Here is a 13,077-nt window from a genome sequence, read left to right as displayed (position 1 = left end):
CTTCAATAAGCAGTATTCACAACATCAAAAACGTACCTAACTGGGTAGCACCAAAGCCAGAGATCCGTTAAGATCCGCCCCCCCTTTATTCCGGTGGTTAACATGAACTACGAACAACTCGCACAACAAATCAAAGTTTGGGGAAAAGAACTCGGCTTCCAAAAAGTTGGGATCTGCGACGTTGATCTGAGTGAACATGAAGCAGCACTACAAAAATGGCTTGATGCAGGCTATCACGGCTCAATGGATTGGATGGCTCGTCACGGTATGATGCGTGCTAGACCCCATGAGCTACTCCCGGGAACCGTTCGTGTTATCAGCGTCCGGATGGACTATCTGCCACCAGAGGCTCAATTCGCTTCGAACCTCGCGAATAAAAGTCATGCCTATATTAGCCGCTACGCACTAGGGCGCGATTATCACAAGCTCGTCAGAAAGCAGCTAAATAAGCTCGGCAAACTTATTGAACAAGAGGTTGGTCAATATGGTTACCGACCTTTCGTTGATTCCGCACCAATATTAGAGCGACCTCTCGCCCAAAAAGCGGGCTTAGGTTGGACCGGGAAACATTCCCTGATTTTAGATCAAGACTGTGGATCGTGGTTCTTTTTAGGTGAACTACTTATCGACTTACCACTACCCGTAGATGAGCCAAGCGTTGATCAGTGCGGTAAATGCAAAGCATGCATTACATCATGCCCAACACAAGCTATCGTTGAAGACAAAGTTGTCGATGCCAGGCGTTGTATCTCTTATCTCACCATCGAGTTCGATGGCGTGATTCCTGAAGAGTTTCGAAAGCCAATGGGTAACCGCATTTATGGTTGTGACGACTGTCAATTGGTTTGCCCATGGAACCGCTACGCCGACATAACGGAGCAAGATGATTTCCACCGTCGTGACAGTTTCAAAAACCCTGACCTCGTCGACATGTTTAACTGGGATGAAGCGACTTTTCTAAAAAATATGGAAGGCTCCGCTATCCGTCGTATTGGTCATATACAGTGGCTACGTAACATCGCTGTCGCACTTGGTAATGCAGAATATAGTCAGCGAATCATAGATGCGCTGGAAAGTCGGCAAGGTGAAAATAAATTACTTGATGAGCACATTAAATGGGCTTTGACAGAGCAACTGAATCAACTCCCCACTGAGAGTAATTCATCTATAGAGACGAAAAAGCAACGCTTAATAAGGATAGTCGAGAAGGGACTGCCGAGAGACGCATAGAGCGTAGTCTATATGCAAGAGATTGAAAGTACTTTTGCATGTTCAATTCATGACCTTGTTCTCAATTTTGTAATGTGGAAAAAAATTTGAGATTCAAGAAAAACAAGCTAGCAGAAAAAAGTTAAACACAGCTCGGAGAAATGACTAGGATCAAAAAAATACCAGTTAATGATCGTATTTTAACGTACTCGATCCGACAAAAAACTTATTTTTTCTTTATATAACAAAGATTTAATTGATATTTCTTTGTTGTTTCAACTTCACTTTAGAGAAAAGATCTTTCTTCCCCATCATAAAAAGTCAAGCTAAAAACACTTTATCAACCAACTTATCCACAGAACGACGTATGTGGATAACTCTGTTAATTAAAGTAGATAAAACACGCGAAGCCTCATCATACTTGTACGTCAGCCGATTCATATCGTGTTTTAAACACAAACGAAATCGTCCGACATCATATGATGCGGATAAAAGTTTAGCTTTTGGGGATTCATGCTTCGCAGCATTATGAAAAGAGCGATGTGATTGGTTGCGAGAAGCAGGCGTTGAATCAAGCGGCGCATCCGTAGACGACTTAACAATTGTATACTAAATAAGTACTCAATCTATCGTCTTGTATTTGGTTGCGGGGGCCGGATTTGAACCGACGACCTTCGGGTTATGAGCCCGACGAGCTACCAAGCTGCTCCACCCCGCGTCCGAGTGCTTCATCTTCGTTGATGATGAAGGCTTTGCTTTCATTTATAAAAAGAAACTGGAGCGACACACGAGGTTCGAACTCGTGACCTCAACCTTGGCAAGGTTGCGCTCTACCAACTGAGCTAGTGTCGCCTTGTGTCACCGTTAAGCACGATAAAGGCTATATATTGGAGCGACACACGAGGTTCGAACTCGTGACCTCAACCTTGGCAAGGTTGCGCTCTACCAACTGAGCTAGTGTCGCATTTTGTCACCGTTGAGCACGATGAGGGCTATATATTGGAGCGACACACGAGGTTCGAACTCGTGACCTCAACCTTGGCAAGGTTGCGCTCTACCAACTGAGCTAGTGTCGCATTGGTTGCGGGGGCCGGATTTGAACCGACGACCTTCGGGTTATGAGCCCGACGAGCTACCAAGCTGCTCCACCCCGCGTCCGTATTGTGTCACCGTTAAGTACCGTGAGAACTATATAACTGGAGCGACACACGAGGTTCGAACTCGTGACCTCAACCTTGGCAAGGTTGCGCTCTACCAACTGAGCTAGTGTCGCATTGGTTGCGGGGGCCGGATTTGAACCGACGACCTTCGGGTTATGAGCCCGACGAGCTACCAAGCTGCTCCACCCCGCGTCCGTATTGTGTCACCGTTGAGTACCGTGAGAACTATAAAACTGGAGCGACACACGAGGTTCGAACTCGTGACCTCAACCTTGGCAAGGTTGCGCTCTACCAACTGAGCTAGTGTCGCATTGGTTGCGGGGGCCGGATTTGAACCGACGACCTTCGGGTTATGAGCCCGACGAGCTACCAAGCTGCTCCACCCCGCGTCCGTATTGTGTCACCGTTAAGTACCGTGAGAACTATAAAACTGGAGCGACACACGAGGTTCGAACTCGTGACCTCAACCTTGGCAAGGTTGCGCTCTACCAACTGAGCTAGTGTCGCATTGGTTGCGGGGGCCGGATTTGAACCGACGACCTTCGGGTTATGAGCCCGACGAGCTACCAAGCTGCTCCACCCCGCGTCCGTATTGTGTCACCGTTGAGTACCGTGAGAACTATGAAACTGGAGCGACACACGAGGTTCGAACTCGTGACCTCAACCTTGGCAAGGTTGCGCTCTACCAACTGAGCTAGTGTCGCATCAACAACGTTTCCGCTGTTTAGGGCTGCGAATTATAAGAGCATTTTTTTGTGATGCAAGTCCTTCCTTCAAAAAAACTTTATTTTTTTACTGAACGACGAAAAAGCAATCAAAAGCGATATAAATTACAACAATTTGGATCGCAACCTTAACAGTTAAATCTTGAAAATAGTACCTCGATAGTACTTAAGTTCTGCGATGGACTCACGAATGTCGTCCAAGGCCAAATGTGTTCCCTGTTTTGTGAACCCATTTAGCACCTCAGGTTGCCAGCGACGTGCTAGTTCTTTAAGAGTACTAACGTCAACATATCGGTAATGGAAGAACTCTTCCAACTCAGGCATATGCTTGTATAAAAAGCGACGATCCTGCCCAATGCTGTTACCACATATTGGCGACGCCCCTTTTGGCACCCATTTTTCTAAAAATTCAATGGTTTGTGCGACTGCGTCTTGTTCTGAGATTTGACTGTTTCGAACGCGCTCCACCAAACCGCTTGCCGTATGCGTATTAGTACACCAGTCGTCCATTTTCGCCAGTTCTTCTTCCGGCTGATGAATCGCTAACACTGGACCTTCAGCCAAAATATTTAGTTCGCTATCCGTGACAATAGAAGCAATTTCGATGATTTTGTGCGTTTCAGGATCAAGCCCTGTCATCTCTAAATCAACCCAAATTAGGTTTTGATCGCTAAAGGACATGGTTACGCCGCCTATTTGTTTATCGATAAAAGAGGTACTATACCTCAAAATACGAGAAACACGATACTCATACACGGAGCCAAGAGTACGGCTCAACCATTTGAGTAAATTCACATAAAGTACAGAATTGTGGCAAAGAAGAAAAAGTTAACCAAAGGTCAGGTGCGACGCGTACGTAGCAACCAACAAAAGCGTTTGAAGAAGCAAGAAGATTCCATCCAGTGGGATGAAAACATGCTAGGCGCCAGCAAGCAAGGTCTCGTGATCACTCGTTTTGGTCAGCACGCGGACATTGAAGACCTTGAAACAGGCGAAATTCAACGCTGTAACCTCCGCCGTGGTATTGAGTCTCTAGTATCTGGCGATCGTGTTTTATGGCGCGAAGGATTGGAGTCTATGGCGGGCATCTCTGGTGTTGTTGAAGCGGTAGAACCTCGCTCTTCAGTGCTCACTCGTCCAGATTATTACGATGGCCTAAAACCCGTTGCAGCCAATATTGATCAAATGGTCATTGTCTCTTCGGTATTACCAGAGCTATCGCTAAATATTATTGACCGCTATCTCGTTGCATCAGAAACACTGAATATTGCGCCATTGTTGGTCTTAAATAAGGTCGACCTTCTAGAAGCCGATGACCGTGCAATGTATGAAGAATGGCTCAAAGAATATGAACGTATTGGCTATAAAGTGCTTCTGGTCAGCAAGAAGTCTGGAGAAGGCATTGCTGAACTAGAAACCCTGCTGCGTGACCGAATTAATATCTTTGTTGGTCAATCAGGCGTAGGGAAATCCAGCTTAGTCAACGCGTTAATGCCGGAACTAGAGAGCGAAGTGGAAGAAGGCGAAGTCTCTGAGAACTCTGGCTTGGGCCAACACACCACGACGGCTGCACGTTTATACCACATTCCAACGGGTGGCGATTTGATCGACTCACCTGGAGTACGTGAATTTGGTCTTTGGCATTTGGAAGCAGAAGAAGTAACAAAAGCATTCGTTGAATTTCGACCATATTTAGGCGGTTGCAAGTTCCGAGATTGTAAACACAATGATGACCCAGGCTGCCTTCTACGTGAAGCTGTCGAGAACGGGGAAATTAACGAAACTCGCTTTGAAAATTATCATCGTATTTTGGAAAGCATGGTTGAAAACAAAGCAAATCGTCAGTATTCACGTAATAAAAAAGCCGATCTGTAATTGAGTTAAGGCTGTAACTGTGTAAAAAGTCTTCACCTAATACTGACAAGCAAATTAAATTTCAGTAACATCACGCGCCCTAAAGCGCGAATCTAACAGAAGTATCGGAATTAAAGATGGACAAGTTTAAAGTTGGACTGCAGTACTGGATCCCACAACACGGCCTCACTCGCCTAATGGGTAAACTGGCTTCAGCAAAAGCTGGCGGTCTAACAACAGCAGTTATTCGTTGGTTTATCAAACAATACAATGTGAATATGGATGAGGCAAAGCACTCAGATCCTAAGCATTTTAAAACGTTCAACGAGTTTTTCGTTCGTGAGCTAAAAGAAGGCGCACGCCCAATTTCTGAAGGCGAAAACGTCATCACTCATCCAGCCGACGCTTGTGTTAGCCAGTTTGGCCCTATTGAAGATGGTCAACTTATCCAAGCAAAAGGTCATCACTTCTCAGCACAAGAATTGCTGGGCGGTGACGCGAATTTAGCGGACGAATTTAAAGATGGTTCTTTTGCAACATTGTACCTATCTCCGAGCGATTACCACCGTGTACACATGCCATGTGACGGCACTCTGCGCCAAATGATTTACGTACCAGGTGACCTGTTCTCAGTAAACCCTCTGACAGCAGAAAACGTACCGAACCTATTTGCACGTAACGAGCGTGTGGTGTGTATCTTCGATACTGAGTTTGGTCCAATGGCACAGGTGCTTGTTGGTGCGACAATTGTTGGTAGCATTGAGCAAGTATGGGCTGGCACGATCACTCCGCCTCGTGGAAACACTGTCTACAAATGGAATTACCCAGCAGAGGGTGACAAGGCCGTGATCTTGAAAAAAGGCGAAGAGATGGGCCGCTTCAAACTGGGTTCTACTGTTATTAACCTGTTTGCCAAAGACGCGATTGAGTTTGACGCAAGCATGGAAAACGGTAAGCCAACCGTTATGGGCACACCTTACGCCTTGAAAAAATAAGTAAAACACCGTTAAAGAGCCCTTTATTAAGGGCTCTTTTTATTGATAAAAAGCAAAACTCCGTTCGAAATTTAGCCTCTATTTCTCAAACTCATACCTGCCTCTAAGACCCTCATTCCACAATCAATTATCCTGCGCTTAGAATGAATATTTAGAGGGGCAGCCAATGCCAAAGATGAGTGTAAACACGTTGGCGAAATTGCTGGTGTGCTTTTTAATTCCGCTCGGTGTTTTGATGATGCCGATCGATGCTATTCCTATTGACGATCTCACTTTAATTCAGCATCGCCTGTTGGCTATTTTTCTTCTTGCTGCTCTACTTTGGGTTCTCGAGCCGGTTCCCGTTTTTGCTACGTCCATTCTTATTATCGCTCTTGAACTGATCATGATATCGGATAAAGGTTTGCATCTATTTCGCAATCCACCAGCGGGGCATGATTTAGGAGAGTTAATTGCTTACACCGATATTTTCTCGGCCTTCTCTTCACCGATCATTATTCTTTTTATGGGTGGTTTTGCTCTCGCGATTGCGGCTTCCAAATACGAGCTCGACAACAACCTCGCCCGAGTTCTATTAAAACCATTCGGCACACAACCTAAGTTCATCATGCTGGGCTTGATGTTAATTACCGCCGTTTTTTCAATGTTTATGTCCAATACTGCCACGACCGTGATGATGCTAGCCCTGCTTGGCCCCATCGTCGCTTCAGCACCTAAAGGGGATTTAGGCATTAAAGCACTGGTGTTGTGTATTCCAATTGCCGCGAATACAGGCGGCATTGCGACTCCGATAGGCACGCCACCTAATGCGATAGCGCTTCAATATCTCACTGGGGAAAACGCGATAGACTTCCTATCGTGGATGACAATGGGTCTACCCTTTGTGTTGGTACAACTCACTGTAGCTTGGTTCTTGTTGCAAAAGCTGTTTCCGTCTAGCGAACCAGAAATGAAACTAAAGCTAGATGGTACATTCAAAAGGAGCTGGCGTGCGATCGTCGTCTACATCACTTTTGCACTAACCATTTTGCTTTGGATGACAACGAAAGTGCATGGCATGAATACATATGTTGTCGCGATTATCCCACTAGCAGTGTTCACGTTAACGGGCATTATGGGAAAAGAAGAGCTCAAGCTGATTAACTGGGATGTTTTATGGCTAGTTGCCGGTGGTATAGCAATTGGCATTGCCTTAGACAAAACGGGCTTAGCCGAAGCATTAGCGCACGCCATTGATTACAGCCTGCTATCACCATTTGCCGTTGTTTTAGCCCTATCGGTAGTGTGCTGGTTAATGGCGAACTTTATGTCTAATACCGCAACGGCAAACTTATTGATGCCTATTGCTGCCGCTATTGGTACATCCATGCCAAGCCTTATTGCGGTTGGTGGCCTACAAGGTTTACTGGTTGTCGTCGCCTTCTCCGCATCACTTGGCATGATCTTACCGGTTTCCACACCACCAAACTCTTTGGCTTATTCAACAGGCCTCATCGAGAGCAAAGACATGGCGAAAGTGGGGCTGATTCTTGGTTTGATTGGTCTACTTATCGTGTATGGCGCAGTTTTGGTACTGTTTTAATCGAAGAGCTCCATGAAAAAGCGTGTTGTCATGGAGCTGCTCTCCAGCTACTGCCCTTACAGAGCGGCTTTTACATCCCATAAATTTCGTGCATATTAAGACTCCTCTACTCTACAAGGACGTCGACACATCATGGGTTACGAATGGCTTGCTTTATGCGCCGCTTTTCTGTGGGCAGTTTCTAGCCTAATTTCGGTCATTCCTGCACAACACCTAGGCGCATTTTCTTACAGCCGCTGGCGTATGGGCTGCACAGCCGTGATCTTATCAACAATGGCCTGGATAACTGGCGGCTGGTTAACGGTTTCTTGGGAACATGTAACGCCAATGATGGCCTCAGGACTGATTGGTATTTTTATTGGCGATACCGCTCTATTCGCGTGTTTGAATCGTATGGGGCCAAGACAAGCCGGGTTACTCTTCTCTTGCCACGCCGTGTTCTCTGCCATCTTGGGCTACTTCTTATTTAGCGAAGTCATGACCACAATAGAACTACTGGGCGCATCATTGGTATTTAGCGGCGTGGTGATGGCGATATTCTTTGGCCGAAGAGGTCAAGTGAATAACGTCTTGGAAGACATTAAAGGTAACATCTGGGTGGGTATTGGACTTGGCTTAACCGCAGCAATGTGCCAAGCATTGGGCGGCATCATCGCCAAGCCAGTAATGCAAACCAGTATTGACCCAGTTGCGGCTTCTGCTATTCGAATGATCAGTGCCTTTTTCGCCCACAGCATGTTGTTAGTTCTAGGGGTCAAAGTCGCTCGCTCGACGCAACACATTACTTGGCGCATATTTGGTATTACTGCGCTTAATGGTTTCTTGGCGATGGCCGTCGGTATGACGCTAATCTTATACGCACTACAAGAAGGAAATGTAGGTATGGTTGCACTTCTATCTTCAACCACGCCAATAATGTTGCTACCACTGCTCTGGATTTACACTAAACGCCGACCAAACCGATTTGCATGGTTGGGCGCGGCCCTAGCTGTGATTGGTGCGGGCATATTGGTTCAGTAACCTTACAGACCAGCCCTTATTGCCAGATACAAAAAAGCCCGAGTTTAAACTCGGGCTTTTGTCATTCAGAGCCGCTAGTTAATTATTTAACTAGTACTTCACCCGTCATTTCTGCTGGGATTTCTAGACCAGCTAGAGAAAGCATGGTTGGTGCAAGGTCAGACAGTTTACCGCCTTCTTTGAATTCAACCGCTTTGTCACCTACATAGATTAGAGGTACTGGTAGGTTAGTGTGAGCAGTGTGGATGCCGCCAGTTTCAGGGTCGATCATCATTTCTGCGTTACCGTGGTCCGCAGTGATCAATAGTTGACCGCCAACTTCTTTGATTGCTTCAACCACTTTACCCACGCTTTCATCTAGAGCTTCGATTGCTTTCTCAGCCGCTTCATAAACGCCAGTGTGACCAACCATATCTGCATTCGGGTAGTTACAGATGATGGTATCGAACTTACCAGACTTGATAGCCGCAACCATCTTCTCTGTTAGTTCTGGAGAGCTCATTTCAGGCTGCATGTCGTACGTTGCAACTTTTGGAGAAGCAACCAACTGACGCTCTTCGCCTTCAAATTCGTTCTCAACACCACCGTTGAAGAAGAAAGTCACGTGTGCGTATTTCTCTGTTTCAGAGATACGTAGCTGAGTTTGACCTTGTTTAGATAGCCACTCACCGTAAGTGTTTTCTAGAGACGCAGGTGGGAATGCGATAGCTAGAGGGATATCAGCCGCGTATTGAGTCAGCATCACAAAGTTGATTGCTGGGAATACTGCACGCTCAAAGCCGTCAAATGCAGGAACGAATGCACGAGTGATTTGACGTGCACGGTCAGCACGGTAGTTCATGAAGATAACCGCATCACCATCTTGCATGATTGCGTCTTCTTGACCTTCTGCTTTGATAGCTGTTGCTTTAACGAATTCGTCGTTTTCTTCACGAGCGTAAGCCGCTTCTAGACCTGCAACTGCCGTTTCTGCTGTGAACTCAGCTTTAGCTTGAGTTAGAAGATCGTAAGCAACTTGGACGCGATCCCAGTTGTTGTCACGGTCCATTGCGTAGTAACGACCTACTAGAGAAGCAACGCGGCCTTTACCTAGTTTCGCAAATAGGTCTTGGAAACGTTGTAGTGAGTTTTCAGCACTACGTGGTGGTGTGTCACGGCCGTCTAGGAAGCAGTGTAGGTAGATTTTCTCTGCGCCACGAGCCGCTGCCATTTCAACTGCTGCGTAAATGTGGTCTTCGTGAGAGTGAACACCACCTGGAGACATCAGGCCCATGATGTGTACTGCTTTTTCAGCTTTCACAGCAGAGTCGATTGCTTCAACTAGCGCAGGCGTTTGTTCGAACTCACCATCCGCAATTGATTTAGTGATACGAGTCAGGTCTTGGTATACAACGCGGCCTGCACCAATGTTAGTGTGACCAACTTCAGAGTTACCCATTTGACCATCAGGAAGGCCAACATCCATGCCTGAAGCAGAGATTAATGTGTGTGGGTTATTCGCAATCAGAGCATCCATTACTGGTGTTTTCGCATTCGCAATTGCGTTACTTGCTGTGTCTTCACGGTAACCGTAACCGTCAAGGATAACTAGAGCCAGTGGCTTCTTAGCTGACATAGTGATGACCTCATCAAATTTAAGTAACTTTTGGCGTAGGGCCTCGCTGCCCTATCTAACCTTGAAACAAAACTAGCGTAATTTTACTACACTTTTTAACCAAAACTGTAGGTTAAGATCAAATAATGTTTGCGATTTATTGTTGCTATCTTACAAGTTAAGCGAACAACGAGTCAGTGCCGACAATCGTGTTCCACAAGCATAGTCATTCCTAATACGCTTTGTACACCCCAGTCTAAGTTCGGTTTTCTTACGCTTCTCATTCTTATTTTTGCACTTGAAACAGTGCTAATTTAAAGCAACATCAAACAAGATGGGTTAATACCTATTGTTCTCTTTTCTCAGTAAAACAGAAGTCACTTAAACCGATAAGTCCAATAGGCAAAAGCAATCAAGCTACCAGAGCGAAATGTACGGATAGTAAGGGCATAAAGGGTTTATAGAGATCTCAATTATTCGTTAGAAAATTTTAACCCTCTCGCCTAAGAGCCGTAACCTCGCTATACTCCTGCTTTATTTTTCCGCCAACAGCGTAAGAGCTCAAGACATGCAAGAGTACATTGAATTTTTCCAACAGAACATGATTCTATCTTTGGTTTGGGTAGGTCTTCTTGTCGCCTTTATCATGAACATCGTGAAGTCAGCGACAGCCGCATACAAAGAAATCAACGTAAACCAACTGACTCATCTTATGAACCGTGAAAACGGCGTTGTAGTGGATATCCGTACCAAGGACGAGTTCAAAAAAGGTCATATCACCGACTCACTTCACATTTTACCGTCAGACATCAAAGCGGGTAACTTGGGTAGCCTTGAAAACCACAAATCAGACCCAATCATTGTGGTATGCAAGACAGGACAGACCGCTCAAGAAAGCGCAAACCTATTAGTAAAAGCTGGCTTCGAAAAAGTGAGCCTACTAAAAAATGGTTTGATTGCGTGGAACGAAGCGAACCTGCCGTTAGTTCGCGGTAAAAAGTAGGAACGTGGCAAGAACGAAAGTTCGCGTTTAAACGCGCTTTTACCAAGCCTCGCGGACAAAAAACTGAGCAAATTGAAAGCAGTTGGAGCACTAAGTTGTGACGCTTTGCACGTAATACACGCTTCATCTAGTCAAGGTAGATTGGCTCAGTTAGTCTCAGGACATACCAGTTTTCTGAGCTTAGACGTTTCTAGGCTCAACAAATATTGATTTAAGGATTAAAAAATGGCTGAAGCAGCACCTCAAGACGCACAACAAAACTTCGCAATTCAACGCATCTTCCTAAAAGACGTTTCTTTTGAAGCGCCGAACTCTCCAGTAATTTTCCAGAAAGAGTGGAACCCAGACGTTAAACTAGACCTAGACACTCAAAGCCGTGAGCTTGGTGAAGGCGTTTACGAAGTTGTTCTACGTCTAACCGTTACTGTGAAGAACGAAGAAGAGACTGCGTTCCTATGTGAAGTTCAACAAGGTGGTATCTTCACTGCTGAACAAATGGAAGCTGGTCAACTTGCACATTGCCTAGGCGCATTCTGCCCGAACATCCTATTCCCATACGCTCGTGAAACTATCTCAAGCCTAGTCGTTAAAGGTACGTTCCCTCAACTGAACCTAGCGCCAGTAAACTTTGACGCGCTATTCATGAACTACCTACAACAGCAAGCTCAACAAGGCGAAGCTGAAGCGTAATTCACGTTTTATAAGTGACGAATAGCCACAGTGCTGACGTCACCGACTCAAATAAAATGCACAGAGCGTCTACCATCCGATGCAATGTGCATTTTTTATTTCTGACAAAAGTTCCTAGTTCCTAATCGCCAGAAGGCGTAAAATTTGACGATTAGGAACTAGATTCTACTAGTAGCAAGACAATTAGGCGGTAGCATGACACAAGCAAATACAAACAATGCTTACGGTAAAGACATCGCAATGACTGTGATTGGCGCAGGCTCATACGGCACCTCTTTGGCAATCTCACTCGCTCGTAACGGCGCGAACGTTGTCCTTTGGGGACACGAGCCAGAGCACATGGCTCGCCTAGAAGCAGACCGAGCTAACCATGCCTTCTTACCAGGTGTTGATTTCCCTGAAAGCTTGATCATTGAATCGGATTTAGAAAAAGCCGTTCAAGCAAGCCGAGATTTGTTGGTTGTGGTTCCAAGCCATGTCTTTGGCATCGTGCTAAACAGCTGTAAACCATTCTTGCGCGAAGACTCTCGCATCTGTTGGGCAACCAAAGGGCTTGAACCTGAAACGGGGCGCCTACTGAAAGACGTTGCGTATGACATTATCGGTGAAAACTACTCACTAGCAGTATTGTCTGGCCCAACGTTTGCGAAAGAGCTCGCAATGGGTATGCCGACTGCAATCTCTGTTGCGTCTCCAGATTCTGAATTTGTTGCGGATCTACAAGAAAAAATCCACTGTAGCAAAACCTTCCGCGTATATGCCAATAGTGACTTTATTGGTATGCAATTGGGCGGCGCTGTGAAAAACGTTATTGCGATTGGTGCGGGTATGTCTGATGGTATCGGTTTTGGCGCCAACGCCCGTACTGCATTAATTACTCGTGGCTTGGCTGAAATGAGTCGCCTTGGTGCTGCGCTGGGTGCACAGCCAGAAACCTTTATGGGCATGGCGGGTTTAGGCGATCTTGTCCTGACATGTACCGATAACCAATCACGTAACCGACGCTTTGGCTTGGCATTAGGCCAAGGTAAAGACGTTGATACGGCTCAAGAAGAAATTGGTCAAGTGGTTGAGGGTTACCGCAATACAAAAGAAGTATGGCTACTTTCTCAACGTATGGGTGTTGAGATGCCGATAGTTGATCAAATTTATCAAGTATTGTATCAAGGAAAAGATGCGCGCTTAGCGGCGCAAGATTTACTTGCTCGTGACAAAAAAGCCGAAGGAAAGTAGCAATCTACCGCC

Annotated in this window: 10 protein-coding genes and 12 tRNA genes; 8 read left to right on the top strand and 14 right to left on the bottom strand. The window is 45.8% G+C overall.

Going from position 1 to position 13,077, the window contains the following annotated elements; translation table 11 throughout:
• Positions 1 to 102 precede the first annotated feature (102 nt).
• Complete coding sequence (gene queG, locus UQW94_RS08760; protein ID WP_005381370.1) at positions 103 to 1,230, top strand: tRNA epoxyqueuosine(34) reductase QueG; 1,128 nt, start codon at positions 103 to 105, stop codon at positions 1,228 to 1,230.
• 620 nt (positions 1,231 to 1,850) lie between these two features.
• Here the strand turns inward: queG and UQW94_RS08755 are convergent.
• The 13 genes from UQW94_RS08755 to orn all read right to left on the bottom strand — a co-directional run bounded on the left by UQW94_RS08755 (position 1,851) and on the right by orn (position 3,775).
• Positions 1,851 to 1,927, bottom strand: a tRNA-Met gene (locus UQW94_RS08755).
• Positions 1,928 to 1,985: 58 nt separating this feature from the next.
• Positions 1,986 to 2,061, bottom strand: a tRNA-Gly gene (locus UQW94_RS08750).
• A 36-nt stretch (positions 2,062 to 2,097) separates the two neighbouring features.
• Positions 2,098 to 2,173 (bottom strand) — tRNA-Gly (locus UQW94_RS08745).
• 36 nt (positions 2,174 to 2,209) lie between these two features.
• Positions 2,210 to 2,285 (bottom strand) — tRNA-Gly (locus UQW94_RS08740).
• A gap of 2 nt (positions 2,286 to 2,287) precedes the next feature.
• A tRNA-Met gene (locus UQW94_RS08735) sits at positions 2,288 to 2,364 on the bottom strand.
• A 42-nt stretch (positions 2,365 to 2,406) separates the two neighbouring features.
• Positions 2,407 to 2,482: transfer RNA gene (locus UQW94_RS08730), tRNA-Gly, on the bottom strand.
• Between the two features lie 2 nt (positions 2,483 to 2,484).
• Positions 2,485 to 2,561, bottom strand: a tRNA-Met gene (locus tag UQW94_RS08725).
• 42 nt (positions 2,562 to 2,603) lie between these two features.
• Positions 2,604 to 2,679, bottom strand: a tRNA-Gly gene (locus UQW94_RS08720).
• Between the two features lie 2 nt (positions 2,680 to 2,681).
• Positions 2,682 to 2,758 (bottom strand) — tRNA-Met (locus tag UQW94_RS08715).
• Positions 2,759 to 2,800: 42 nt separating this feature from the next.
• Positions 2,801 to 2,876 (bottom strand) — tRNA-Gly (locus UQW94_RS08710).
• Between the two features lie 2 nt (positions 2,877 to 2,878).
• Positions 2,879 to 2,955: transfer RNA gene (locus UQW94_RS08705), tRNA-Met, on the bottom strand.
• 42 nt (positions 2,956 to 2,997) lie between these two features.
• Positions 2,998 to 3,073 (bottom strand) — tRNA-Gly (locus UQW94_RS08700).
• A 156-nt stretch (positions 3,074 to 3,229) separates the two neighbouring features.
• Complete coding sequence (orn, locus tag UQW94_RS08695) at positions 3,230 to 3,775, bottom strand: oligoribonuclease (protein ID WP_017635574.1); 546 nt, start codon at positions 3,773 to 3,775, stop codon at positions 3,230 to 3,232.
• A 129-nt stretch (positions 3,776 to 3,904) separates the two neighbouring features.
• Here orn and rsgA point away from each other — a divergent pair, with 129 nt between their 5' ends.
• The 4 genes from rsgA (at position 3,905) to UQW94_RS08675 (ending at position 8,545) form a co-directional block, all read left to right on the top strand.
• Positions 3,905 to 4,969: a small ribosomal subunit biogenesis GTPase RsgA gene (gene rsgA / locus UQW94_RS08690; protein WP_005386419.1), complete on the top strand. Its 1,065-nt coding sequence runs from the start codon at positions 3,905 to 3,907 to the stop codon at positions 4,967 to 4,969.
• A 116-nt stretch (positions 4,970 to 5,085) separates the two neighbouring features.
• Complete coding sequence (gene asd / locus UQW94_RS08685; protein ID WP_054575296.1) at positions 5,086 to 5,943, top strand: archaetidylserine decarboxylase; 858 nt, start codon at positions 5,086 to 5,088, stop codon at positions 5,941 to 5,943.
• A 166-nt stretch (positions 5,944 to 6,109) separates the two neighbouring features.
• On the top strand, positions 6,110 to 7,525 hold the full coding sequence (locus UQW94_RS08680; protein WP_104975656.1) for an SLC13 family permease: 1,416 nt from the start codon (positions 6,110 to 6,112) through the stop codon (positions 7,523 to 7,525).
• A gap of 132 nt (positions 7,526 to 7,657) precedes the next feature.
• Positions 7,658 to 8,545, top strand: a complete 888-nt coding sequence (locus UQW94_RS08675; RefSeq protein ID WP_025768800.1) for a DMT family transporter — start codon at positions 7,658 to 7,660, stop codon at positions 8,543 to 8,545.
• Between the two features lie 82 nt (positions 8,546 to 8,627).
• Here UQW94_RS08675 and gpmM read toward each other — a convergent pair whose 3' ends face one another.
• A complete protein-coding gene (gene gpmM, locus UQW94_RS08670; protein WP_005386416.1) occupies positions 8,628 to 10,160 on the bottom strand; it encodes a 2,3-bisphosphoglycerate-independent phosphoglycerate mutase in 1,533 nt (510 codons plus the stop codon).
• 547 nt (positions 10,161 to 10,707) lie between these two features.
• Here gpmM and UQW94_RS08665 point away from each other — a divergent pair.
• The 3 genes from UQW94_RS08665 (at position 10,708) to gpsA (ending at position 13,065) form a co-directional block, all read left to right on the top strand.
• Positions 10,708 to 11,142 carry a rhodanese-like domain-containing protein gene (locus UQW94_RS08665; RefSeq protein ID WP_005381472.1) on the top strand — a complete coding sequence of 145 codons (435 nt, stop codon included), beginning with the start codon at positions 10,708 to 10,710 and terminating at the stop codon, positions 11,140 to 11,142.
• Positions 11,143 to 11,367: 225 nt separating this feature from the next.
• A complete protein-coding gene (secB, locus tag UQW94_RS08660) occupies positions 11,368 to 11,832 on the top strand; it encodes a protein-export chaperone SecB (protein WP_005386410.1) in 465 nt (154 codons plus the stop codon).
• A gap of 195 nt (positions 11,833 to 12,027) precedes the next feature.
• A complete protein-coding gene (gpsA, locus tag UQW94_RS08655; RefSeq protein WP_005381474.1) occupies positions 12,028 to 13,065 on the top strand; it encodes an NAD(P)H-dependent glycerol-3-phosphate dehydrogenase in 1,038 nt (345 codons plus the stop codon).
• The last annotated feature ends 12 nt before the right edge of the window (positions 13,066 to 13,077 follow it).

It is taken from the genome of Vibrio sp. PBL-C16, assembly GCF_034321865.1.
Classification (GTDB): Bacteria; Pseudomonadota; Gammaproteobacteria; order Enterobacterales; family Vibrionaceae; genus Vibrio; species Vibrio alginolyticus.
The sequence above is the reverse complement of the archived record's forward strand: the minus strand, read 5'-3'. Positions and strand labels throughout refer to the sequence as shown.

What these genes read in the sequence shown, in the direction of transcription:
- queG (WP_005381370.1), top strand. Translation starts at nt 103, where the DNA reads ATGAACTACGAACAACTCGCACAACAAATCAAAGTTTGGGGAAAAGAA.
- orn (WP_017635574.1), bottom strand. Translation starts at nt 3,775, where the DNA reads ATGTCCTTTAGCGATCAAAACCTAATTTGGGTTGATTTAGAGATGACA.
- asd (WP_054575296.1), top strand. Translation starts at nt 5,086, where the DNA reads ATGGACAAGTTTAAAGTTGGACTGCAGTACTGGATCCCACAACACGGC.
- UQW94_RS08680 (WP_104975656.1), top strand. Translation starts at nt 6,110, where the DNA reads ATGCCAAAGATGAGTGTAAACACGTTGGCGAAATTGCTGGTGTGCTTT.
- UQW94_RS08675 (WP_025768800.1), top strand. Translation starts at nt 7,658, where the DNA reads ATGGGTTACGAATGGCTTGCTTTATGCGCCGCTTTTCTGTGGGCAGTT.
- gpmM (WP_005386416.1), bottom strand. Translation starts at nt 10,160, where the DNA reads ATGTCAGCTAAGAAGCCACTGGCTCTAGTTATCCTTGACGGTTACGGT.
- UQW94_RS08665 (WP_005381472.1), top strand. Translation starts at nt 10,708, where the DNA reads ATGCAAGAGTACATTGAATTTTTCCAACAGAACATGATTCTATCTTTG.
- secB (WP_005386410.1), top strand. Translation starts at nt 11,368, where the DNA reads ATGGCTGAAGCAGCACCTCAAGACGCACAACAAAACTTCGCAATTCAA.
- gpsA (WP_005381474.1), top strand. Translation starts at nt 12,028, where the DNA reads ATGACACAAGCAAATACAAACAATGCTTACGGTAAAGACATCGCAATG.